Annotated in this window: 18 protein-coding genes; 12 read left to right on the top strand and 6 right to left on the bottom strand. The window is 70.2% G+C overall.

All coding sequences use genetic code 11. The annotated features are described in order from the left end of the window. Nucleotides 1-7 precede the first annotated feature (7 nt). The 8 genes from D7W81_RS16205 (at nucleotide 8) to D7W81_RS44125 (ending at nucleotide 8,699) form a co-directional block, all read left to right on the top strand. Nucleotides 8-910: a tyrosine recombinase XerC gene (locus tag D7W81_RS16205; RefSeq protein ID WP_120556283.1), complete on the top strand. Its 903-nt coding sequence runs from the start codon at nucleotides 8-10 to the stop codon at nucleotides 908-910. A gap of 21 nt (nucleotides 911-931) precedes the next feature. Next, nucleotides 932-1,321, top strand: a complete 390-nt coding sequence (locus tag D7W81_RS16200; protein ID WP_244227239.1) for a DUF1801 domain-containing protein — start codon at nucleotides 932-934, stop codon at nucleotides 1,319-1,321. Between the two features lie 80 nt (nucleotides 1,322-1,401). Next, nucleotides 1,402-1,929 (top strand): ATP-dependent protease subunit HslV, encoded by a 528-nt coding sequence (hslV, locus tag D7W81_RS16195; RefSeq protein ID WP_120556282.1) that lies wholly within the window; start codon nucleotides 1,402-1,404, stop codon nucleotides 1,927-1,929. A gap of 12 nt (nucleotides 1,930-1,941) precedes the next feature. Then, nucleotides 1,942-3,339, top strand: a complete 1,398-nt coding sequence (gene hslU / locus D7W81_RS16190) for an ATP-dependent protease ATPase subunit HslU (RefSeq protein WP_120556281.1) — start codon at nucleotides 1,942-1,944, stop codon at nucleotides 3,337-3,339. A 69-nt stretch (nucleotides 3,340-3,408) separates the two neighbouring features. Continuing rightward, nucleotides 3,409-4,638: an acetylornithine transaminase gene (locus tag D7W81_RS16185; RefSeq protein ID WP_120556280.1), complete on the top strand. Its 1,230-nt coding sequence runs from the start codon at nucleotides 3,409-3,411 to the stop codon at nucleotides 4,636-4,638. A gap of 92 nt (nucleotides 4,639-4,730) precedes the next feature. Beyond that, nucleotides 4,731-6,053, top strand: a complete 1,323-nt coding sequence (locus D7W81_RS16180; RefSeq protein WP_120556279.1) for a J domain-containing protein — start codon at nucleotides 4,731-4,733, stop codon at nucleotides 6,051-6,053. A gap of 18 nt (nucleotides 6,054-6,071) precedes the next feature. Then, nucleotides 6,072-7,919 (top strand): molecular chaperone DnaK, encoded by a 1,848-nt coding sequence (gene dnaK, locus D7W81_RS16175; protein ID WP_120556278.1) that lies wholly within the window; start codon nucleotides 6,072-6,074, stop codon nucleotides 7,917-7,919. A gap of 3 nt (nucleotides 7,920-7,922) precedes the next feature. After that, on the top strand, nucleotides 7,923-8,699 hold the full coding sequence (locus tag D7W81_RS44125) for a tetratricopeptide repeat protein (protein WP_120556277.1): 777 nt from the start codon (nucleotides 7,923-7,925) through the stop codon (nucleotides 8,697-8,699). 12 nt (nucleotides 8,700-8,711) lie between these two features. Here the strand turns inward: D7W81_RS44125 and D7W81_RS16165 are convergent, their stop codons facing one another. The 6 genes from D7W81_RS16165 to D7W81_RS16140 form a co-directional block, all read right to left on the bottom strand. Beyond that, nucleotides 8,712-9,194 (bottom strand): FAS1-like dehydratase domain-containing protein, encoded by a 483-nt coding sequence (locus D7W81_RS16165; protein ID WP_120556276.1) that lies wholly within the window; start codon nucleotides 9,192-9,194, stop codon nucleotides 8,712-8,714. A 2-nt stretch (nucleotides 9,195-9,196) separates the two neighbouring features. Further along, entirely contained in the window at nucleotides 9,197-9,592 is a 396-nt protein-coding gene (locus D7W81_RS16160; protein ID WP_120556275.1) for a MaoC family dehydratase, read from the bottom strand. Between the two features lie 123 nt (nucleotides 9,593-9,715). Beyond that, a complete protein-coding gene (locus D7W81_RS16155) occupies nucleotides 9,716-15,982 on the bottom strand; it encodes a myxosortase-dependent M36 family metallopeptidase (RefSeq protein ID WP_120556274.1) in 6,267 nt (2,088 codons plus the stop codon). A gap of 544 nt (nucleotides 15,983-16,526) precedes the next feature. Next, a complete protein-coding gene (locus tag D7W81_RS16150; RefSeq protein ID WP_208721327.1) occupies nucleotides 16,527-17,693 on the bottom strand; it encodes an SDR family oxidoreductase in 1,167 nt (388 codons plus the stop codon). 23 nt (nucleotides 17,694-17,716) lie between these two features. Continuing rightward, entirely contained in the window at nucleotides 17,717-18,313 is a 597-nt protein-coding gene (gene coaE, locus D7W81_RS16145) for a dephospho-CoA kinase (RefSeq protein ID WP_120556272.1), read from the bottom strand. A 3-nt stretch (nucleotides 18,314-18,316) separates the two neighbouring features. Next, nucleotides 18,317-18,799 carry a hypothetical protein gene (locus D7W81_RS16140; RefSeq protein WP_120556271.1) on the bottom strand — a complete coding sequence of 161 codons (483 nt, stop codon included), beginning with the start codon at nucleotides 18,797-18,799 and terminating at the stop codon, nucleotides 18,317-18,319. 135 nt (nucleotides 18,800-18,934) lie between these two features. Between D7W81_RS16140 and D7W81_RS16135 the strand changes: the two genes are divergently transcribed. The 4 genes from D7W81_RS16135 to D7W81_RS16120 all read left to right on the top strand — a co-directional run. Next, a complete protein-coding gene (locus tag D7W81_RS16135) occupies nucleotides 18,935-19,444 on the top strand; it encodes a multiheme c-type cytochrome (protein ID WP_208721325.1) in 510 nt (169 codons plus the stop codon). 11 nt (nucleotides 19,445-19,455) lie between these two features. Continuing rightward, nucleotides 19,456-20,076, top strand: a complete 621-nt coding sequence (yihA, locus tag D7W81_RS16130) for a ribosome biogenesis GTP-binding protein YihA/YsxC (RefSeq protein WP_120556270.1) — start codon at nucleotides 19,456-19,458, stop codon at nucleotides 20,074-20,076. Nucleotides 20,077-20,115: 39 nt separating this feature from the next. Continuing rightward, complete coding sequence (locus D7W81_RS16125) at nucleotides 20,116-21,777, top strand: DUF6178 family protein (RefSeq protein ID WP_120556269.1); 1,662 nt, start codon at nucleotides 20,116-20,118, stop codon at nucleotides 21,775-21,777. 211 nt (nucleotides 21,778-21,988) lie between these two features. Then, nucleotides 21,989-23,004, top strand: a 1,016-nt coding sequence (locus D7W81_RS16120; protein ID WP_120556268.1) for an O-antigen ligase family protein, incomplete at its 3' end; no start/stop codon positions are given.

Here is a 23,004-nt window from a genome sequence, read left to right as displayed (position 1 = left end):
CCCGACCATGTCGACCCTGTCTCCGCTGCTGGCGCAGTTCAAGGACCACCTCGAAGGCGAGAAGGGCGCGTCCCCTCACACGGTGCGCAACTACCTCATCGACCTGGTGGACTATGAGCGCTACGTCGTGGAGCGGATGAAGCTGTCGCTGCTCGCGGGCACGCACGCGGCCATCCGTGGCTACCTGGGCACGCTCAGCGTGGACCACGCGCCGACAAGCCGCGCACGCCGGCTGGCCAGCATCAAGTCGTTCTACAAGTACCTCGTGCGGCAGAAGCTGCTGCCGGCCAGCCCGGCCAAGCTGGTGAAGAGCCCCAAGCTGCCCAAGTCACTGCCCAAGGTGCTGCCGGTGGAGGAGGTGTTCGCCATCCTCGACATGCCGGACCTGGACTCGGTGCTGGGGCTTCGCGACAAGGCCATCCTGGAGATGCTCTACGGCGGCGGCCTGCGCATCAGCGAACTGTGCGGCCTGGACCTGCTGGGCGTGGAGCGCAGCAGCCGCATCGTCCGGGTGATGGGCAAGGGCAGCAAGGAGCGGCTGGTGCCGCTCAACGCGAAGGCCATCCAGTCGCTGGAGGCGTACCTCGAGCGGCGCGGCGAGCTGCTGGCCACGGTTCATGAAGGGCAGGATCCGCAGGCCTTGTTCCTCAACTTCCGCGGCGGCCGGCTCACGCCCCGGAGCATCGCGCGGCACCTGGACGCGTACGTGCTCAAGCTGGCCCTGGCGCGCAAGGTGAGCCCGCACGCGATGCGCCACTCGTTCGCCACGCACCTCTTGGGCGGCGGCGCGGACATCCGCAGCATCCAGGAACTGCTGGGCCACGCGAGCCTGTCCACCACGCAGAAGTACACCCACGTGACCTTCGAACAGCTGCAAGAGGTCTACGACGCCGCGCACCCGCGCGCGTGACGACGCGGAAGGGAATGGGAAATGGCGAAGCACACCGACGAAGTCGAACAGTACATGGCGGAACTCGAGCACCCGCTGAAGGCGGAGATCGAGACCGTGCGCGCCGCCATCCTGGCCTCCGACGCCAGCATCACCGAGCGCATCAAGTGGAAGGCCCCCAGCTTCGTCCACTCCGGCGATGACCGCATCACGTTCCGCCTGGCCCCCAAGGGCATCTTCCAGGTCATCCTCCACCGGGGCGCGAAGGTGAAGGACACGACAGGCTTCGCCTTCGAGGACGACTCCGGGCTGGTGGAGTGGCTGGCCCCGGACCGGGGCGTGGTGACGCTGCCGGACGCGAAGACGGTGAAGGCGAAGAAGGCCGCCCTGGTGAAGCTGGTGGGCCGCTGGATGAAGGCGACCGCGACCTGAGCGCGCTCCCAGGGTGAGGGAGCGGACAACCCGGCGGTTTTTGTGGGTCGGGGACGGGCGGGCTTGTTAAACCCCCCGTCATGTTCCACGGAACCACCATCCTCTGCGTCCGCCGCGAAGGGAAGGTCGTCATCGCGGGCGACGGTCAGGTCAGTCTCGACAAGACCATCATGAAGAACACGGCGCGCAAGGTGCGCCGCATCGGCGAGGGTCAGATCATCGCCGGCTTCGCGGGCAGCACCGCGGACGCGTTCACGCTCTTCGAGCGCTTCGAGGCCAAGTTCAAGGAGCACCAGAAGAACCTGGCCCGTGCCTGCGTGGAGCTGGGGAAGGACTGGCGCACCGACCGCTTCCTCCGCCGCCTGGAGGCGCTGCTCATCGTCGCGGACAAGGAGAAGACCTTCATCCTCTCCGGCGCGGGCGACGTCATTGAACCGGACCACGGCATCGCCGCCGTGGGCTCCGGCGGCCACTACGCGCTGGCCGCCGCTCGCGCCCTCCAGGCGCACTCGCAATTGTCCGCCCGGGACATCTGCACGCAGGCCATGGCCATCGCCGCGGACATCTGCGTCTACACGAACTCCAACGTCACCTACGAAGAGCTCTGAGAGGACCGCCCCGTGGCCGAATCGCGCAAGTTGTCCGCCTTCACGCCTCGCGAGGTCGTCAGCGAGCTGGACCGCTACATCGTCGGTCAGAAAGACGCCAAGCGCGCGGTGGCCATCGCGCTGCGCAACCGGTGGCGCCGCCAGCAGGTGCCGGACGACCTGCGCGATGAGATCTACCCGAAGAACATCATCATGATTGGCCCCACCGGCGTGGGGAAGACGGAGATCGCCCGCCGCCTGGCGAAGCTGTCCCAGGCCCCCTTCGTGAAGGTGGAGGCCAGCAAGTTCACGGAAGTGGGCTACGTGGGCCGCGACGTCGAGTCGATGATCCGCGACCTGGTGGAGTCCGCCATCGCGCTCGTGCGCGAAGAGGAGACGGAGAAGGTCAAGCCGCGCGCGGAGGAGCTGGCCGAGGACCGCTTGATGGAGCTCATCAAGAGCGGCGGACAGACGCGCACCCCGTCGTCGCCGCCGTTCGGCTTCTCGCCCCCTCCGGCCCCCGCGCCCTCGCCGCTGGGCGACAACGAGCGGGAGAAGCTGCGCGCCCAGCTGCGCGCCGGCACGCTGGATGATCAGACCGTGGAGGTGGAGACCAGCGACAGCTCGCCCACCTTCATGCGCAACTTCGGCGGCCAGGGCATGGAGGAGATCGGCGTCAACCTCCAGGACCTGTTCAAGAACATGCCGGGCATGAAGAACACCCGGAAGCGCAAGCTGCGCGTGCCGGAGGCGCTCCAGGTGCTGCGCGCGGAGGAGGCGCAGAAGCTGGTGGACCCCGACCGCGTCCAGCGCGAGGCCGTGGCGCGCGCCGAGTCCAGCGGCATCGTCTTCATCGACGAGATCGACAAGATCGCCAGCCGTGAAGGCGGCAAGGGCGGCGGCGGCCCGGACGTGTCACGCGAGGGCGTGCAGCGCGACATCCTGCCCATCGTGGAGGGCTCGGCCGTCAACACGAAGTACGGCCAGGTGAAGACGGACCACATGCTCTTCATCGCGGCGGGCGCGTTCCACGTGTCCAAGCCGTCCGACCTCATCCCGGAGCTCCAGGGCCGCTTCCCCATCCGCGTGGAGCTGGAGGCGCTGTCCGGCGAGGACCTGGTGCGCATCCTGCGCGAGCCCAAGAACTCGCTCATGCGCCAGTACACCGCGCTGCTCGCCACCGAAGGCGTGCGCCTGTCCTTCACCGACGACGCGGTGGCGGAGGTCGCCCGCATCGCCCAGCAGGCCAACGAGCGCACGCAGAACATCGGCGCGCGGCGGCTGCACACGGTGCTGGAGCGCCTGCTGGACGAGGTGTCCTTCACGGCCAGCGAACAGGGCCCGCGCGACTTCCAGGTGGACGCCGCCTACGTGCGCGAGCGCCTGGGCGCCATCGTCCAGGACGAGGACTTGTCGCGCTACATCCTCTAGCGCGCTAGGGTCCGCCGCGTTGGCCCACCGCGTCGCCCCCGTGTCCTACGAAGAGCGAGGTACACCACCTTGTCGCAACCGCCGCCGTCCTCCGCATCCGCCGCTGGCAACGCCCCGCTCATCCAGAAGGCGAAGCAGCACCTGCTGCAGAACTACAAGCAGCAACCCATTGCCCTGGTGCGCGGGCAGGGCACGCGGGTGTGGGACGCGGACGGCAATGAGTACCTGGACTGCATCGGCGGCATCGCTGTCTGCGCCCTGGGCCACTGCCACCCGGAGGTGGTCGCGGCGGCCAAGGCGCAGCTGGACACGCTGTGGCACGTCTCCAACGCGTTCTACTCGCAGCCGCAGATAGACCTGGCCGAGCAGCTCACCGACTGGGCCGGGCTGCCGCGCGCGTTCTTCTGCAACTCCGGCGCGGAGGCCAACGAGGCCCTCATCAAGCTGACCCGCAAGGTGATGAAGGACCGGGGCACGCCGGAGCGCTTCGAGATCCTCTCCTTCGAGAAGGGCTTCCACGGCCGCACGCTGGCCACCGTCACCGCCACCGGCCAGCCGAAGTACCACGCGGGCTTCGAGCCGCTGCCCCAGGGCTTCCGGCACCTGCCGTACGGCGACGTGGAGACGGTGCGCCGCGCCGTGGGGCCCTCCACCGCCGCCATCCTGGTGGAGCCCATCCAGGGCGAGGGCGGCGTGCGCCTGGCGCCCCCGGGCTTCTTCCAGGGGCTGCGCGCCCTCTGTGACGAGAAGGGCCTGCTGCTGCTCGTGGACGAGGTCCAGACGGGCATGGGCCGCACCGGGCAGCCCTTCGGCTTCATGCACCACGGCATCCGGCCGGACGCCATCAGCCTGGCGAAGGCGCTCGGAAACGGGCTGCCCATTGGCGCCATGCTGTGCCGCGAGGAGCTGGCGGTGAGCCTCACGCCGGGCACCCACGGCTCCACCTTCGGCGGCAACCTGGTGTCCGCCGCCGCGGCCAACGTGGTGATGCGGCTGCTGCGCCAGCCCGGCCTGCTGGCGGACGTGCAGGCCAAGGGGGAGCACTTCCTCGCCGGCGCGCGCGCGCTCCAGGCCTCGCTGCCGCCCGGGCGCATCCAGGCCGTGCGCGGGCAGGGGCTGCTGCTGGGCGTGGAGCTGGACCGGGAGGTCGCCCCCGTCATCGCGAAGCTGCGCGAGGCCGGCCTGCTGGTGAACGCCGCCGGGGACACCACGGTGCGCTTCGCGCCGCCGCTCATCATCTCCCAGAAGGAACTGGACGAAGCGCTGGGCATCCTCCAGCGTGTCCTTTCCACGCTGTAAAAGGGGCGGGGCCTTTCGGACCCGGGAAGTTTGACGCCCTGCTTCCCGGACACCTACACTCGGGGATTCGCCAGCCTCCGGAACGTGACACCTTGAGCGCGCCCAACCCCATCGTCGGCCTGGGGGGCAGGACCGACCACATCGCCACGGTGCCCCACCTGGACCCGGCCCGTCTCCAGCTCAGCTCGGAGGAGGGCTCGGTGCTGGCGCTGGTGGGCCGCGTCGAGCGCATCGACGCCGTGCTGTCCCGCTCCTCGCTGGGCGAGGCGCGCACCATCGCCGTGCTGCTGTCGCTGCGCGCCAAGGGGGCGATTGTTCCCGCCCGCGTGGTGCAGCGCGCCCCTCCCGCCGCCCCGGTGGTGGACGCCGCCCTGGCGGAGGAGGTGGACCTGGATGCCGACCAGAAGCGCGACATCATCGAGATGGAGCGCTCGCTGGACGGGATGGACCATTACGCGGTGCTGGGCGTGGCCCGGGGCGCGAGCCCCCAGGAGGTGAAGCAGGCGTATTACAACGCCTCCCGCCGCTTCCACCCGGACCGCTACTTCGGCAAGAACCTGGGCAGCTTCCGCGCGCGGCTGGAGCGCATCTTCAAGCGCCTCACGGACGCCCACAACGCCCTCAGCCGCCAGGAGCCGCCGCGCGCCCCCGCCGTGCCACCGGCCCCGGCCGCGCGCGCTCCGGCCACTCCGCCGCCCGCCGCGCCGAGCCCGCGTTCGTCTTCCGGCACCTTCGCCGCGGTGGCCCCGCCCGCCACCGCGGGTGCGCGCCCGCCGTCGGGGGCCTTCGCCACGGCGCCGGCTCCCGCCGCCGCGCCCCCGGAGGACGCGGAGTCCGAGGCCCGCCGCGCCGAGCGCCAGGCCCGCCTCGCGCGTCACCCGTACATGGCCCGCAGCCACAAGCTCACGGAGCTCATCGCACGGGGCAGGGCGGCCACCGCGCGCGGGGACTTCGAGCGGGCCTACCAGGACTTCAACCACGTGCTGAGCCTGGACCCGAAGAACCGCGAGGTCGCCACGCTGCTGGTGGAGGCGCGCCGCAAGCACGACCTGCACCGCGCGCAGGCGGAGGTGGAGCGGGGCCAGGAGCTGGAGATGCGCGGCGACTTCGCCGGCGCGCAGGCGGCGTACAAGCTGGCCGCGTCGCTCAACGCGGACAACCCGGAGGCGGCCTTCCAGGCGGCGCGCGTGGGGCGGGAGCTGGCGCAGGATGCGCAGGAGGTGGTGAAGCTCGCGCAGCGCGCGGTGGAGCTGAAGCCGGGGCGCGCGGACTACCAGCTGCTGCTCGGCCACGTGCTGCTGGTGGCGGGGCAGAAGAAGCAGGCCAAGCACCACTTCGAGCAGGTCGTGCGCCTGGACCCCGACAACGCCGACGCCCTCGCCGCCCTCAAGAAGCTGCGCTGGACGTTCACGTGATGAGGTGCATGCGTCCCCATGGCTGCTGAGTCCGAACCTCTGATTGGCATCGACCTGGGGACGACGAACAGCCTCGTCGCCACGGTGCAGGACGGTCAGCCCATCATCATCAAGAACCGCACCGGCCAGCCCCTCACCCCGTCCGTGGTGGCGGTGTCGAAGAACGGCAAGCGGCTGGTGGGCGGCATCGCCAAGCGGCAGGCCATCACCAACCCGCAGGAGACGGTGTCCGCGGCCAAGCGCCTCATCGGCCGCAAGTTCTCCTCGCACCCGGTGCAGGACGCGCTGCGCGCGCTCACGTACCAGGTGGTGTGCGGCCAGCACGACGACGTGCGCGTCCGGCTGGCGGGCCGCGACCTCGCCGTCCCGGAGGTCAGCGCCATGATTCTCGCGGAGCTGAAGGCGGACGCGGAGGCGCACTTCGGCCGCCCCGTCACCCAGGCCGTCATCACCGTGCCGGCCTACTTCAACGACGGGCAGCGCCAGGCCACCAAGGACGCGGGCCGCATCGCGGGCCTGGAGGTGCTGCGCATCATCAACGAGCCCACCGCGGCGGCGCTGGCCTACGGCTTCGGGCGCACGGTGAACGGGAAGATCGCCGTGCTGGACCTGGGCGGCGGCACCTTCGACGTGTCGGTGCTGGAGATCAACAACGGCATCTTCGACGTGGTGGCCACCGGCGGGGACACCTTCCTCGGCGGCGAGGACTGGGACCACCGCATCATGGAGTGGATGGTGTTCGGCTTCGCCAAGGAGCACGGCATCGACCTGCGCAAGGACCGCATGGCGCTGCAGCGGCTGAAGGACGCCGCGGAGAAGGCGAAGGTGGAGCTGTCGTCGGTGAAGGAGACGCAGGTGCACCTGCCCTTCATCTGCACGCCGCCGGGCGGAGGCGCCGCGCTGCACCTGCAGTCCACGCTCACCCGCGAGAAGCTGGAGGACCTCACCGCGGACCTGGGCGAGCGCCTGGTGGGCATCACGTCGGAAGTGCTGGGCGAGGCGAAGGTGCGCCCCTCGGACCTGAAGGAGGTCATCCTGGTGGGGGGCATGTCGCGCATGCCCCGCATCGTGGAGCAGGTGCGCCAGTACTTCCGCCGCGAGCCCTGCAAGGGCGTGCACGCGGAAGAAGTCGTGGCCCTGGGCGCCGCCATCCAGGCGCACGCGCTGGTGGGCCAGCAGAGCGAACTGCTGCTCCTGGACGTCACGCCGCAGAGCATGGGCGTGGCCATCGCGGGCGGCTACGTGCGGCGGCTGATTCCGCGCAACACCACCGTGCCCACCTCCGCCACGGAGGTGTTCGCCACCTCCAAGGACTTCCAGCGCACGGTGAAGATCATGGTGCTCCAGGGAGAGCACGAGCTCGCGCACCACAACGAGCTGCTGGGCGAGTTCCTCCTCACCGGCCTGCGCGAGGCGCCGCGCGGACAGGTCGAAATCGAGGTGACGTTCGACATCAACGCGGAGGGCATCGTGTCGGTGTCCGCGCGCGACCGTGACACGGGCCTGCGCCAGTCCATCACCGTCACTGCCTCCAGCGGCCTCACCGAGGACGAGCTGCGCCGCATCATGGACGAGCAGCGCGACTGGATGGTGGCGGCGCGCAACACGGAGGAACTCAAGTCCAAGCGCGTGGAGCTGGACACCCTGGCCCGCGACCTGGTGGACGCGCTCTCCCGCGTGCGGCTCATGCCCGGCGCCGGAGGCCTGCCGCCGGATGTCGTCGCCCGCGCGGAGGCCGCCCTGGACCAGGCGCGCCAGGCGCGCGGCGTGGAGGATGTGGGCGCGCTCACCCGGGCCTGCGAGGCCCTGGCCCAGAGCCTGCCGCTGTTGCGCTCGGCCGGCCCGCGCGGAACGCCGGGGAGGTAGCCCATGAACGCGCTCCGGGCCAAGGCGTTGGTCGAAGCCGGGTTGCTGTTGCGACTGAGTGGCGACATGGCCGGCGCGGAGAAGCTCTTCGCCCGGGCCCTGGAGCTGGACCCGGGCAACGCGCGCGCGCGCCGGCTGCTGGGGCGGGACGGCGGGCCGGAGCAGGGCGCGGACACCGGGTGGAACCTGGCGGCTCCCGACCTGGAGGCGGACTGGGGCGCCTGGGCGGGCCCTTCCGCGCCGGGCCCCGTGGAGGCCCCCTTGCGTGAATCCGTGAGCCTGCCCGAGGGCACGGGGATGCCCGGCGACGCGTTGGACCTCATCGCGGAGGCGCACCGCACGCAGGAGTTCGGGCTGCCGGACACCTTCACGCCGGCGGGGGGACTGCCGGAAGGGTCGGAGGTGGAGAGCCTGCTGCGGGGCGCGGAGGACCTGCTGGCGCTGGATGATCACTCCGGCGCGGTGGAGCTCTTGCGCCGGGCGCAGTCCCTGGCGCCGGAGAACCCGCGCGTGGAGGCGCTGCGAGACCGCAGCGAGCGCATCCTGGTGTCCATGCTGGAGGCCCGGCTGGGGGACCTGAACCGCATGCCTCGCGTGCGGTTGCAGCCGGACGACATCATCTGGCTCAACCTGGACCACCGCGCGGGCTTCGTGCTGGCGCAGATTGACGGCGCGGTGAGCTTCGACGACCTCTTCGCGCTGTCGGGCATGTCGCGCCTGGACACCGCGCGCATCCTCGCGCAGCTGCTCGACGAGGGCATCATCGCCCCCGGCGAGTAGCACGCGCCTTCGTCACGCGGGGCGGATGACGGCCGTCCACACGCCGCGCACCACGGTCTCGCCTTTCGCGTTGCGCGTCTCCGTGGTGACGACGAGGAAGTCCATCCCGGCCTTGCGGTACAGCTCCGAGATGTGGCCCGTGGTGGTGAGCACGTCCCCGGGGCGCATCACGCCCAGGAACTCCAGCTCCTGCTCGCCGTGCACCAGCCGCACGCGGTCCACGCCCAGCTCCGGGTCCGCGATGGCGGCGCTGAAGGGGCGGATGGCGAACACCACCGCGAAGCTGGGGAAGGCGATGACGTCGCCGTACGGGCCGGCCTGCGCCGCCTCCTGCGAGTAGAGCAGGGGGCTCACGTGCGCGGGGGGCTCGCCGAAGGTGCCCGCGGAGGGCACGGAGCCGCCGAGGATGAGGGAGAACTCGCGCAGCTTCTCCCGGCCAATCTCATAGGTGAAGGGGCCGTAGGCACGGCCGACGAACTGGGGGTCCAGGGCCATGGCTATCCGAGCTGGGTTTCGACGACGGCGCCCCGGAGGACGGGCTCGCCGCGCTGGTTGGTGGCGGTGACTTCCGTCGTCAACCGGCCGTCCGCGACGGCGGTGACGCGGCCCTGGAAGGTGACGGTGTCCTCGGGGAGCACCGGGCGGGAGAAGCGCACCCTCACGCGGCGCACCAGGCCGGGGTCGCCCACGAAGACGGCCACGGCCTCCACGGCCCAGCCCAGCGTGCAGAGCCCCTGGAGGATGACACCGTTGAAGCCGGCGAGCCTCCCCACCTCCGGGTCGATGTGGATGGGGTTGTAGTCCCCGGAAGCGCCCGCGTAATACACCGGCCGCAGCCGGTCGCATTGGCGGACGTGGGTGAAGGTGTCTCCCACCTGGAACGTGCGTGCCATGAGGCGCGCGAGCCTACCGCATCCCCCGGCCCGGGCACCGCGCCGGAAATGAAGAAGGGGGCAGCCCCCACTCGCGTGAGGACCGCCCCCCGTCACTTCAGGGCTTCAGGATGAAGCGCCGGCTTACGCCTTGCGACGGCGCGAGAGCGCCATCGCCGCGAACAGCGCCATCAGCGGCGCCATGCTGCCCGCCGTGCCGCCCGTGGAGGAGCAGCCGCCGCCGTCGTCGTCCGCCTTCGGCACGCTGACCGTGATGTCGGCGGTGCTGGTGGCACCGGCCGCATCCGTCACCGTCACCTTGAAGGTGTAGTTCTCCAGCGTCTTCTTCGCGGGCGGGGTGAAGCTGGCCTCGGCGGCGTTCGCGCCGGACAGCGTCACGGACGGGCCACCCGTCTGCTGCCAGGTGTAGGTCAGCGTCTCGTTGTCCGGATCCGTGGACGTGGAGGCGTCAATCTTCACCAGCTCACCGCCGCGCACGCCCGAGATGACCCGGACCTTGGCGACCGGCGCCTGGTTCACCTGCTTCACGTTGACCGTGTAGACGAACGGGCCGGAGGCGGCGCCGTCGGAGTCCGTCACGGTCAGGCTGAAGGCCAGGGCCGTGTCGGCCTGGACCTGCGGCGCGGCAAACGTCAGCTTCGCGGTGCCGGCACCCGTGGTGCTCACCGTGGCGCCACCGACCTGGGTCCAGGTGAAGGTGAGCGCGTCACCGTCCGGATCCGTGATGCCGGAAGCGTCCAGCTCCACCGCTTCACCCTCGTTCACCGTGATGGCGGCCGGAGCCTGGCCCACCGGGTGACGGTTCATCTTGCGCACCGTGACGTTGACCAGGTCCGACGTGGACACGCCGTTCGCCGTCACCGTGAGCTTGAAGGTGAGCTCCGTGGGGGTCTTCACGTCAGGCGCCATGAAGGTCGCGGAGGCGGAATCGGCATTGTTCAGCGTCACCGCCTCGCCGCCCGTCTGCGTCCAGAAGTAGGACAGCGCGTCGCCGTCCACATCCGAGCCCGAGCCGTGCAGCGTCACCGTGTCGCGAGCGCCCGCCTCGAAGTCCGCGCCGGCGTTGGCCACCGGAGCGCGGTCCACGTTGTTCACCGTGACGTTGACGGTGTCCGTGGAGGACTTGCCGTTCGCCGTCACCGTGAGCTGGAAGGTGAGCGTGGTGGTGGCCGTGACGTCCGGCGCCGTGAAGGACGGCGTGGTCGTCGTGTCACCCGTCAGCTGCACCTGCGTGCCCGCGATCTGCTCCCACTGGTAGCTGAGGGCGTCACCCTCGGCATCCGTCCCGGTGCCCGCCAGCGACACCGCCGTCCGCTCATTCGCGGTGATGTCCGCGCCGGCGTTGGCCACCGGAGCGCGGTCCACGCCCTTCACCGTCACCGTGACGGTGTCGGAGGAGGACTGGCCGTTCGCCGTGGCGGTCAGCTTGAAGACGAGGTCGGTGGTGGCCTCGACGTCCGGGGACACGAACGTCGGCGTGGCCGTGTTCGCGCCCGTGAGAATCACCGCGGGACCGGAGACCTGCTCCCACGCCAGCGTCACGGCGTCGCCATCCGCGTCCGTGCCACTGCCGCTGAGGGCCGACTGCTTGCGGGTGTCGACCGTGAAGTCCGCGCCGGCGTTGGCCACCGGAGCGCGGTCCACGGTGTTCACCGTCACGGAGACGGTGTCCGTGGCGGACTTGCCGTTCGCCGTCACCGTGAGCTTGAAGATGAGCGTGGTGGTGGCCGTGATTTCCGGAGCCGTGAAGGCCAGCGTGGCCGTCGTGGCACCCGTCAGCTGCACCTGCGTGCCCGCGATCTGCTCCCACTGGTAGCTGAGGGCGTCACCATCCGCGTCCTCGCCAGAGCCTGCCAGCGACACCGCCGCCCGCTCATCCACGGTGATGTCCGCGCCAGCGTTGGCCGTCGGAGCACGGTCCACACCCTTCACCGTCACCGTGACGGTGTCGGAGGAGGACTGGCCGTTCGCCGTGGCGGTCAGCTTGAAGACGAGGTCGGTGTTGAACTCGACGTCCGGGGACGTGAACGTCGGCGTGGCCGTGTTCGCGCCCGTGAGGACCACCGCGGGACCGGAGACCTGCTCCCAGGCCAGCGTCACGGCGTCGCCATCCGCGTCCGTGCCGCTGCCGCTGAGGGCCGACGGCGTGCGGGTGTCGACCGCGAAGTCCGCGCCGGCGTTGGCCACCGGAGCGCGGTCCACGTTCTTCACCGTCACGGAGACAGCCTTCGAGGACTTCGCGGCGCTGCTGTCCGTCACGGTGACCGTGAAGGTCAGCTGCGCGTCCGCCGTCACTTCCGGCGCCAGGAACGTGGCCTTCGCCTTGTTGGCGTTGGTCAGCGTGACCTTGGGCGTCCCGCCCGTCTGCACCCAGGCGTACGTCAGGCCGAGCGCGTCGGTCGCATCCGGATCCGTGGAGGCGGAAGCGTCCAGGGTCACGGGCGTGATGTCACGCTCGTTGACCGTGGCCGGCGCGGTGGCCGCGGCGACCGGCGTCTGGTTCACGTTGAGCAGCTCGATGTCCACCGTCTTCGGCTCGCTCGCCTTGCCCGTCGCGTCGGTGACGACGAGCTGGAAGGAGAGGACGTCGTCGTAGTCCACGTCCGCCACGAAGCTCGGCGCCGCGGTGTCCGCGTTGGTCAGCGTGACCGGGGTGGCGCCACCGACCTGCGTCCAGTTGTAGGTGAGCGCGTCGCCCGCGGCGGCATCCGGGTCGAAGCTGCCCGTGCCGTTCAGGGTGACGGTGGCGCGCGTCAGCACGCCATTGACGAGGGTGCCTTCCTTGATGGCCCCCGTGCCCACGCGGGACTGGCCCGCGTTGGCCACCGGGCGCAGGTTGCACGTGCCCGAGGAGGCCGGCTGCTCCGGCTGGCCCGCGAACACCGGGTTGGCGCCCGTGAACTGCACGTTGTCCACGTCCAGGCCGTAACCGCCCACGCCCACGTCACCGGCGACGCGGAAGCGGAAGCGGACGTTCTTCAGGCCCAGGCTGGGGAAGAAGTCCGCGAAGTTGATGCTCGCGGAGGTGAAGGCCGGGAAGCCCGCGCTCGTCAGCGCCATCGCGGCGCGGTCCTCGAGGGGGTTCAGACCGCCCGCCTCGATGTAGGCCGTGTAGCCCGGATCCGCGTCCACCACCGGGTACAGGTCCCAGGGGTCGATCCAGTCGATGCCGTCGACCGTGAACTCCAGCACCGCGCCGTCGTAGGCGCCGCCCGAGGAGTAGTCGTACTCGAAGGAGTGGCGGTAGTTGTAGCTGATGGTGAAGTCAGCCGCCTCGTCCACCGACATCCAGGGGCTGGTGAGGGTGATCTCCGTCGCGACGGACGGATCCGTGCCGTGCGCGTAGCGGTTCTCCACCGGGCCCTCGAGCGTGAAGTCACCCGACGCCGACAGGGTGTCCGACAGCGTCCAGCCCTTGAGACCCGACTCGAAGGTCTCCGTGTTGCTGGTGGCCGCCACGTCGTCGTAGTTGACGCGGGGGTCGAACGTCACGGTCTTCGCCGCCGCCGGGATCTCGTTGGAGTCGAAGACGACCTTCAGGCCAGCGCGCGCGGGCGCGCCGGACACCGCGATGACGTTGACGGGCAGCGTGACGGTGGCCTGCGCGCCGCGCGACAGCGCGGGGACGTTGACCGTGGTGCCGTTCGGGAACTGCAGGCTGGCCGTGGTGCTGCTGGTGCTGACGGTGCCGGAGAAGGCGCTCAGCCCGTTGCCGCCCACGTTGCGCACGGTGATCTTCAGCTGACCCTGCTCGCCGACGTCCAGGATGCCGTCCTGGTCGCAGCCGCCCGCGTTGTCGGTCAGCGTGATGCTGGTGACCTCCAGGTTGCCGCCCGTGGCGAAGCTCTCCACCACGCCGATGTGGTCGAACGCGTTGCGGTCCGGCGACTTGGCACCGAAGCCCATGCCGCGCTTGGCGAAGGCCGCCACGAAGCGCTGGTAGTCCGCCGGGTCGCTCGCCTGAGCGACGGCCAGCACCGCGTCACGCGCTTCCGTGAAGGTAGGCGCGTTCGGCGTCGCCTTGTAGCCGGCGATGAGGTACCGCTTCATGCGGTCCTGCGCCTCCTGGAACGGGTGCGCGTTCAGCAGGCTCGCGTAGCACTCCCACAGCGCCGTGGCCCACACCTCACCGGCGTTGTGGACCTCGCTGTTGATGGCCGGGTTCGACGCGGCCAGCTCGCCGGGCAGGGCGACGAAGTTGGAGATGTGCTTGAACGTGTAGCCGTTCTTGGCGGTGTTCGTGGAGTAGGGCAGGCGGCGGATGCCGTAGTAGTAGCCCTGGTTCTTGCCACCGCTGGTGACGTAGCCCGCGGTGCTGTAGACGCCCTGGAAGTTGCTGTTGCCGGGCTTGGTGCGGTCCGCCTCACGCACCTGCATCAGCATCGCGTGGAAGTCGCCCCAGCCCTCGCCCATGGAGCGGCCCTGGTTGTTGCTCAGGCCCGCGGCGTTACCGACGAGGCGGTTGCTGATGTAGTGACCCCACTCGTGGGCGATGATGCCGTTGTCGAGCGTGCCGTCGCGGTCCTGGTCCGGAGCGCGCAGGAACTTCACGGTCAGCGGGCCATTGGCCAGCTCCGTCCGCCACGCGGCGCCCGCCGCCTGGGTGATCATCAGGGCCGGGGTGTTGACCGCGGCGTTCGTGCCGCCCATGGAGATGGGGCTGCCCGCCACGCTGTTGACGATGACCGTGGCGATCGCGCCCGCCTTCTGCGCGTTGTTCGCCTTGACGTTGAAGTCGCACGCGCCGCGGTCGATGAGCGCGATCTTCCCGGTGAAGAAGCCCGCGTCGAACGCGACGCAGCCGTTCAGGTTGGCGGCGGGGGCGTTCTGGATGTCGCCCGTCAGGTCATAGGCCTGGCTGCCGAAGCTCGCGGACGAGGCCTCGTAGACGCCGGCCAGCGACGCGGGGGCGGTGACGGACAGCTCGGGGGTGCCGTCGAAAACGTACATCTGCATGCGCGGGGACGCACCGTCCGCCGGCGTGCTCATGTTCGCGTTGTTGCGGCCGCCGTAGTCCTGCGCCTGGGCCTGGAGGGGGTCGCCTTCCACGCCACCACGGCCGAAGTTGAACGACTGGGCGTTGCCCGCGGCCTCGTCGAAGCCGGAGTCGTAGAACCAGTCGTGCAGGAAGTTGTTCACGTAGAACAGGTTCACCACCGAGGCCTTGATCTGCTGGGGGCTGGAGCCCGGGGCCTTGGTCGTGTCGTAGACGTACGCGAAGGTGTTGTCGCTCGTCGTCTCCGCGCGGATGTCAGCGCTGCCCGGCTGGAAGCCGTCCGGCGAGGCCAGGTCCGCGTACGCGTCCACGTTGTTACCCGTGGTCTGCGTGGCGTTGGCCGGCAGCCAGGGGTCGTTCTTGGTGTAGGGGCTGTTGGCCAGGGTGATGTCGTGCGCCGGGCGGTTCAGCGGGGCCTGGTAGCCGTTCGGCGTGCCCGTGGGGTGCGGGGTCGCGTCGTTGCCCTGGGGACCGTCCTCCGGGATGAACGGAGAAGCCTGGTCCGCCCAGACCTTGTACGTGAAGGCCGTGCCCGCGTCCGCCGTCAGGTCGTTGCGGAAGAGGACCGCGCCGGTGGCCGCGGACACCACGTAGGCGAAGTACTGGCTGGAGCGCGCGGCCTTGGGGCCGGCGTTCACTTCCACGTACCAGGCCGGCTCCAGGTTGCCGGCCAGCATGAAGAACACCTGCCGGGCGCGGGCCGGGACGGCCAGGTCCTGCGGCAGCGCGGACTTCGCGGACGGGGCCAGTTCGAAGAAGGTGTAGTCACCCTTCGTGCCCGCGTTGATGAACGAGGTGGCCTGCGTGCCGGAGCCCGTCAGGTCCTTGAACGCGCCGGACACCGCGTCCGCGGCGCCCAGGTTGAAGCCGCCACGCGCCTTGGCGCGCGCGGTGAGCGCGAGCTCGGACGGGGCCAGGTAGCCGCTCACGGCCACCAGGCGCAGGTCCTGGCCCATGACGACCTTGATCTCATTGCGGAAGACCGGGATGCCGCCCACCGACTGGTTGAAGGTCGCGATGATGGCGCCCTTGCCGGTGTTGTGCATGGAGCGCAGGCTGGCGCCCGCGACGTCATCACGCGTGAGGCGATAGCTGTCCGCCACGGCCTGCAGGTGCGCGCGCGCCGCGCCTTCCGCCGTCATGCCGGAGCGGATGACGGACTTGGACTGCGCACCGTCCTGCGTCGCCCACGCGAACGTGGGCACGCCGAGCCGCTGCTCGGTCTGCTCGATGCGAAGTCCGCGGGACACCGCCGTGTTCGAATCCACGGCGAGCGAGCGGGAATCCCGCTGCTCCAGGAACGCGTCGTAATTCGACCGCTCCTTGGCCCACGCACTGGTACCCGCGATGGGCACCAGCAGCAGGCTGGTCAACAGCTTTTCCCTGAGACGCATGCGCCTTCCTTCTTGGGGGTAATGAACTACCGGACGAGGGGACTGCGAGAGACGACGACTTCATGAGGAGAGGACCGCCAGGGGCGGCGGGTCTCCCGCTACGGATGGCGGACCGTGGGTGGACAACAGCCCGATAGGGAACGCGTCCCAACGCCAGAGGTCGCATGGACAACGCGAGGGCGGGAGACAGCGTGAAAAGACTTGTCGTGGGACGCGAACAGCGCGGGTGCGAAGCGCCTGGGCAGGCCGGACAGCCGGAACGCCACACCCGAACCCGGGGCGGCCCACTCGAATTGGCTGTCAACGATCACCGGCAAGCGCTGCTCTCCAACCCACTCTTCCGGCCTCGGTGATGTTCACCGCGCCAGATTCAGTGGGAGCGCATGCTAACCAGGACACTGTTTCGTTGGAAAGAGGGGGGCCCCTCATCTTTGCGTTAGCAATCCAGTAACAATTGGCAGTCTGGAATAAGCCGTAGCAGCCGGGCGGGCGCTGGCGCGCGGTGGACGCCGCGCCGCACCTTGCATCCCGGTTTCAATCCTGCTCAGCGCCGCGAGCGGGGCGCCGTCACTTCATCCGGCGAAGGCAGTGGTCCGTGGTCGAGCGGATCCTCCACCTCCGCGCCCTCCTTGCGCTGCTTGTACTGTTCGCGCACGTAGGCGACGAGCTGATCCAGGTACGACGACAGCGGCGGGCAGCGCACGCCGGTGCCGTCGAGCAGCTCCAGCGTGTTGTGGCAGTTGTAGATGGCCAGGTGGTTCACGTAGCTGATGGCGGCGCGCTGGGGCCGGGCCAGCTTCTCCAGCACGGGCAGCCGCAGCATCACGTCCGCGGCGCGCGCGGACAGGTTGAAGCGCGGCAGCCGCTTGTGGGCCTTCTCCGCGATCAGCTCGTACACGCGCCGCGCGCTCATGGGGTTGGGGTCCACCAGGTGGAAGGTGCGCCCCTTCGCGCGCGCGTCCCGGGACAGCCGCCACACGGCCTGCACCACGAAGTCCACCGGGACGACGTTGAGCGGCGCGACACCGTTGCCCGGCAGGGGCAGCGGCACCACCAGCGGGGACGTGACGAGCAGGATGCCCAGGTAGTAGGGGCCCTCGAAGCGATCAATCTCCCCCGTGCGCGAGTCACCCACCACGCTGGACGGGCGGAAGATGGTGACGGGGAGGGTGGCCGCCGCGCGCTGCACCAGCCGCTCCGCCTGGAACTTCGTCTCCTCGTAGGCGTTGCGGAAGGACTGGCCCCGGTCCAGCTCGTCCTCGGCGATGACGCCTACGCGGTCGCCAGACACGTAGCAGGTGGAGAAGTAGTTGAAGCGGGAGAGGTTCTCGCAGTCGCGCGCCAGCTCCAGCAGGTTGCGCGTGCCGTCCACGTTCACCCGCCACGCGGTCTCCTTGGGCACGCCCAGCTGGGAGACGGCGGCCAGGTGGAAGATGTCCGTCACCCGTTCGCACAGGCGCTGGTACTCCTCGCCGGACAGGCCCAGGTGCATGTCCACCGCGTCACCGGTGAGCAGCTCCACGCGCGCGCCCTGCACCTTTGCCGCGAGCGCCTGCGCCTCCTTGAAGGCCTTGGGCTGCACGAGCGCGTAGATGTGCCCTTCCGGGTCCTCCCGCGCGATGTGCTCCACCAGCCGCTTGCCGATGAACCCGGGGTAGCCGGTGATGAAGTAGGTGCCTGGCTTGTTCCGCGTCGTGGACGTCTCACTCATGCGCGGCGCAGCATAACCGCCCGTCAGCCGTGCGCGAGCATCGCCCGCCACACGGCCTCCACCTGGGGGCGGGTGGCGTCCGGCGCGCCGCTGTTATCGATGACCCACGTCGCGTGCGCGCGCTTGTCGTCCAGGGCCATCTGCGCCTGGAGCCGCGCCTCCGCCTGGGCCGCGTCCAACCCGTCGCGCGCCATCAGCCGCGCCTTCTGCACCTCGCGGGGCACCCACACCACGGCCACGCCCTCCATCGCGGTGTGCAGCCCCGTTTCAATCAGCAGCGGCACGTCGTAGACGGCGTGGGTGACCCCTTCCGCCTCCAGCGCCTGGAGCTTCTGGAGGAAGAGGGCGCGCACCTCCGGGTGCACGATGGCGTTGAGGGCGGCGCGTTCCTGCGGGTCCGCGAAGATGTGCGCGCCCAGCTTCACCCGGTCCAGGCGGCCGTCGGGGCCCACCACGCCGGGGAAGCGCTCGTCGATGCGCCTCAGGCCCGGCGTGCCGGGCTCCACGGCCTCACGGGCGAGCACGTCCGCGTCCAGCACGCGCGCACCCAGCTCCCGCAGCATCCGGCTCACCGTGCTCTTGCCGGAGGCGATGCCGCCCGTCAGGCCGAAGACGTGCACGGGCTACTTCGCGGCCTTGGGCGTGGTGAAGACGAAGGACTGCACCGTCTTGCCGTCCTCGTTGAAGAAGATGGCCACGCCCAGCTTCACGTAGAGGAAGTAGGTGCGGAAGTCGTCCGTGAGCTTGCGCAGATAGCAGGGCGTGGCGGGCATGGCGCCAGCCGGGCAGGCGGGGCCGTAGCTGTTCTCGATGGTGTCCTTCTCGATGACGGGGGCGGGGAACACGTCGATGCGCTCCACCAGCTGGGTGGCCGGGTCCACCTTGAACTGGGCCTGGGTGGTGCCCTTGATGGCCTCCTTGGCGAAGTAGGCCAGGATCTCCTTGCCCTCCTGGCTCATGGTCCGGGACGGCTCCCCGAACTTCTTCACCACGTCCTCCTTCTTGGAGGACCCGGGTTCGATGGTCTGCCACGGCTTGGCGGCGGCAGGCAGGGAGACGACAACGACGGCAACGGCGAACAGGACGGCAATCACGGGGGTCCGCATCTCGACTCCTCCCTAGCGGATCAGGCAGGCGCGCCTCAAGGTCCGTTACCTCAAACCACGCACCTGTCCACCCGGTATTCAATCACGAACGAGACGCCTTGCCCCCTCCGGGGGCCTCTGCTACGTGCTCAAGGCATGTCTTCTCGTGCCTTCCGGGTCTTTTCCGCCCTCCTGCTCGCCGTGTGCGGCGGCCTCGCCGGCGCCGCGGACTTCACGGGCCCCGACAGCTGCAAGGGCTGCCACCCGGAGGCGTACGACGCGTGGATGAAGTCCAAGCACGCCCGTGCGACCGAGACGCTGGCGGAAGGGCAGAAGAAGGACGCGCGCTGCCTGTCCTGCCACGCGCCGGACCAGGCGGAGCAGCAGCTGTCGGCCGTCACCTGCGAGACGTGCCACGGCGGCGGGCAGTACTACTCGCCGTCCTACGTGATGAAGGACCCGGAGCTGGCGCGGCTGGTGGGGCTGGTGGACCCGTCGGAGAAGCAGTGCCGCACCTGCCATGACGCCTCCTCGCCGTCCCTGCGCCCTTTCGACTTCAAGGAAGCGCTGAAGGCCATCGACCACTGGTCCGCCGAGCGCGCCCGCAAGCAGACCCGCGCGGACGCGGCCCCCTCCACGCCGGCTCCCGCCACGGCGAAGAAGTAAGTGACCCCCGCTTGATCAAGATCCTCGACTCCCGCTTCGTCACCACCGCCGTGGAGCTCAAGGGGCTGCCCACGGACCACGGCGCGGAGGTGGCCTTCGTCGGCCGCTCCAACGTCGGCAAGTCGTCCATGATCAACGCCCTGACGAACCGGCGGAAGCTGGTGCGCGTGTCCAACACGCCTGGGCGCACCCGCACGCTCAACTTCTTCGACGTGGACCTGGACCGCGACGGCGTGCGCCACACGGTGCGGCTGGCGGACCTGCCCGGCTACGGCTTCGCCAAGGCGAGCAAGACGGACAAGGCCCAGTGGCAGGAGATGATCACCACCTACCTCAAGAACCGGCACCGGTTGGAGGTGGTGGTGAGCATCATCGACGCGGAAATCGGGCCCACTCCGGAGGACATGCAGACGCTGGACTACCTCCAGGAGCACAACCGCCGCATCCTCGTCGTGGCCACCAAGGTGGACCGGCTGACGAAGGCGCAGCGCAAGCCCCGCCTGCACAAGCTGGCCGAGCAGCTGGAACTGCCCCGCGAGGCGGTCATCCCGTTCTCCTCCACGGAGAAGATGGGCGTGGAGGAGGTCTGGGGCACGCTGCTGGACACCTTCGGCAAGGCCACCCGCGTCTGAGGCTGCCGGGGCCGTGCGCGCTGTGGTAGCACCCCCGGCGTGTCCCAGAACGGCAAGACGAATGGTGGTGGTTCGCTCCTCGCGCCCCGCGAGGAGCGTCAGCGGTTGATGCGCCTGTCCCCGCGCCAGCGGGTGGCGGCGCTCTTCGACGCGGAGGACACGGCCGCGCTGGTGCGCTCGCTGCCCGCGGAGGACCTCTACGTCACCATCCAGGAGGTGGGGCTGGCGGACTCGACGGAGCTCGTGCAGCTGGCGTCGCCCGCGCAGTTCCGCACCTTCGTGGACCTGGGTGGCTGGGCGAAGGACAAGCTGGATCCGCACGCGGTGCTCACGTGGCTGCGCGCCGCGCGCGGGGATGAGCAGGAGGACTTCCTCCGCAAGGTGCACGCGGTGGACCTGGAGGTGGTGGAGACGCTCCTCAAGGAGTTCACCGCCGTCCACGACCTGGAGGAGAACCCGGACGTCAACCCGCAGGGCATGACGCTGGAGACCCCGGAGGGCCGCTACCTGGTGGAGATCAAGGTGGAGGGCGTGGAGATGTCCGCCATGCGCGCGCTCGTCAACGACCTCATCGCGGAGAACCCCTTCGAAGCGGTGCGCCTCTTTGAAGCCGTGCGCTGGGAGATTCCCTCCGAATTGGAGGAGACCGCGTTCCAGTTCCGCCGCGCGCGCCTGGCCGACCTGGGCTTCCCCACGCTGGAGGACGCCCTGGCGCTCTTCAGCCGCGTGGACGTGCCGCCGCGCCCCTCGGGGCCCGGGACGCCGGCGCTCACCGCCACGGGCGGCCACGTGGACTACCTGGAGGCCGCCTTCCGGGACCTGTCCGACGTGGAGCGGATGAACGCTGAGGACGAGCTGCGCGAGGTGGCCAACGCCGTCCTCGTCGCGGAGCTGGGCGACCCGGGCGACCTGGACGCCGTGCGCCGCGTGGGCGAGTGGGTGCGCGACTACCTGTCGCTGGGCCTGGAACACCTGACGGGCGGCGACCCCGCGAAGGCGCCGGAGGTGCTGCGCGACACGCCCCTGCGCCGCGTCTTCCAGGTGGGCTTCACGCTGACGCTCCAGCTCAAGTACCGCGCGGACCGGCTCTTCAAGGTGCCCTTCGTGAAGCTGGACGACGTGCCGCTGGTGCTCCCGGAGGAGGCCGCCGCGCTGGAGGCCCTCCGGCGCAAGCGTCCCCGGCGGGCGCTGCGCGTCCCCGGCGCGGAGGCCGTGCCGTTCCGTTCGCTGCGCGAGGTGGCCGGCTCGGAGGTGCTGCTCGCGCGGGCCGAGGCGCAGGTGGCGGCGCTGGGCGCGCTGCTGGGCGGCACCGAGGACTCGGCGCGCACGGTGCTGGCGCGCTTCGGCGTGTCGCTGGATGTGCTGGGCGTGGAGCGGCTGTGGGCGGCGGGCGTGTCCATGGCCGTGCTGGAGGAGCGCGTGGACGTGCGGCCCGTGCCGTTGGGGCGCACGGTGGAGCTGGGCCAGCGCCTCTTCGAGGGCACGCCGGACGCCCCGCGCCTGCGGGCGAGCGCGGCGGAGCGCGCGGTGGCGGCGCTGTCCCCCGCGGTGCCGGAAGGCGCGCGTGAGGAGCTGCGTCGGGTGGTGAACTCCACGCTGGCGCGGCTTTTGTCGGAGCTGGGCCCGGCGTGGCTGCGCGAGGGGCGTTTGGACCTGATCGCCTCCGCGGTCCTACCGATGGAGAGCGCGCCGGTCCCGTAGCTTTTTCAGCCTTGCCCGGCCCGGCGGTCCAAGGCGGTCCCGCAACCGCCCGAAGATACAGGCCTTCTTCGCTGCCATTCCCTGGCACGCGCGCTGCTTTGCCCCTCGCCCGCTAGCTGTTCGCCGTTGGATCTTGCCACCTGGCAAGAAACAGACGGCCAGGGGCACGCGTGTGACGGGACGAGCGACCGACAGCGAAGGGGTGGGGTACATGGGACCGGGCGCGGATGGGCAGCGTCGCGACGTACTGGCTTTCTACATGCTCGCGGGGTTCGCGGCGGTGATGTACGCGGTGCCGGGTGAGTGGATCCCCGCGCTGGAGCCGCTGCGGCTCGCGCTGCTCACGTCGGGGCTGGGCGCGGGCTTGATGGTGATGCGCCGCATTGGCAAGGCGGAGCCCATCTTCTTTGACGGCGCGCGGGGCATCGCGCTGCTGGCGTTCTCGTCGCTGGCGTTCTGCTCGGTGGCGTGGAGCGTGAACCCGGAGGTGACGCGCTTCCAGGGCGTGGAGCTCTTGAAGCTCACGGCCATCTACCTGACGCTCGTCAACGTCATCACCACGCCCAAGCGGCTGGCGGTGGTGTGCGGCGCGATGGTGGTGGGCGCCATCGTGACGTCCATTGGCGTCATCAACTGGTACATCGTCGGCGAGAACATGGTGGAGGGCTTCCGTTCGCGCTGGGTCGGCGTGTACGCGGACCCCAACCACATGGCCATGAACATGGTGCTGGTGGTGCCGCTCGCGGTGGCGTTCCTCGCGCGCAAGAGCACCCCGTGGGTCTTCCGCGTGCTGTGCGCGGTGTCCGCGGTGCTGGCGGTGGTGGCCATCGTGCTGTCGCACTCGCGCGGCGGTTTCATTGGCCTGTCGGTGGCGATGGCCATGTGGGCCATCCGCGAGAAGCGCCGCATGCAGGCCATCGTGCTGGGCACCGTGTTCGTCGCGGGCCTGGCGGTGTTCGCGCCCAAGAGCTTCTGGCAGCGCAATGAGACGGTGACGTCGTTCCACGAGGACGCGTCCGCCATGGGCCGCGTGTACGCGTGGCAGGTCGCCAGCCGCATGAGCCTGGACAAGCCGCTCCTGGGCGTGGGCGCGGGCGGCTTCCGCTACGCGTGGTTCCAGTACGCGCCGCCGGAGGCGCACCGCGCCTACGTGGCGCACAACATCTTCCTCGACGTCATCGGGGAGCTCGGGTGGATTGGCCTCCTGTGCTTCCTGGTGTTCTCGGG

Origin of the sequence: Corallococcus aberystwythensis (assembly GCF_003612165.1) — a bacterium.
Lineage (GTDB): Bacteria > Myxococcota > Myxococcia > Myxococcales > Myxococcaceae > Corallococcus > Corallococcus aberystwythensis.
Note: the sequence above shows the minus strand (reverse complement) of the source record. Positions and strands in the feature narration are given on the sequence as shown.

Bases quoted from the DNA above. Each gene is read 5' to 3' on its own strand.
- D7W81_RS16150 (WP_208721327.1), bottom strand. From the start codon at position 17,693: ATGAGTGAGACGTCCACGACGCGGAACAAGCCAGGCACCTACTTCATC.
- dnaK (WP_120556278.1), top strand. From the start codon at position 6,072: ATGGCTGCTGAGTCCGAACCTCTGATTGGCATCGACCTGGGGACGACG.
- D7W81_RS44125 (WP_120556277.1), top strand. From the start codon at position 7,923: ATGAACGCGCTCCGGGCCAAGGCGTTGGTCGAAGCCGGGTTGCTGTTG.
- D7W81_RS16155 (WP_120556274.1), bottom strand. From the start codon at position 15,982: ATGCGTCTCAGGGAAAAGCTGTTGACCAGCCTGCTGCTGGTGCCCATC.
- D7W81_RS16140 (WP_120556271.1), bottom strand. From the start codon at position 18,799: ATGCGGACCCCCGTGATTGCCGTCCTGTTCGCCGTTGCCGTCGTTGTC.
- D7W81_RS16160 (WP_120556275.1), bottom strand. From the start codon at position 9,592: ATGGCACGCACGTTCCAGGTGGGAGACACCTTCACCCACGTCCGCCAA.
- D7W81_RS16135 (WP_208721325.1), top strand. From the start codon at position 18,935: ATGTCTTCTCGTGCCTTCCGGGTCTTTTCCGCCCTCCTGCTCGCCGTG.
- D7W81_RS16200 (WP_244227239.1), top strand. From the start codon at position 932: ATGGCGAAGCACACCGACGAAGTCGAACAGTACATGGCGGAACTCGAG.
- hslV (WP_120556282.1), top strand. From the start codon at position 1,402: ATGTTCCACGGAACCACCATCCTCTGCGTCCGCCGCGAAGGGAAGGTC.
- D7W81_RS16205 (WP_120556283.1), top strand. From the start codon at position 8: ATGTCGACCCTGTCTCCGCTGCTGGCGCAGTTCAAGGACCACCTCGAA.
- D7W81_RS16165 (WP_120556276.1), bottom strand. From the start codon at position 9,194: ATGGCCCTGGACCCCCAGTTCGTCGGCCGTGCCTACGGCCCCTTCACC.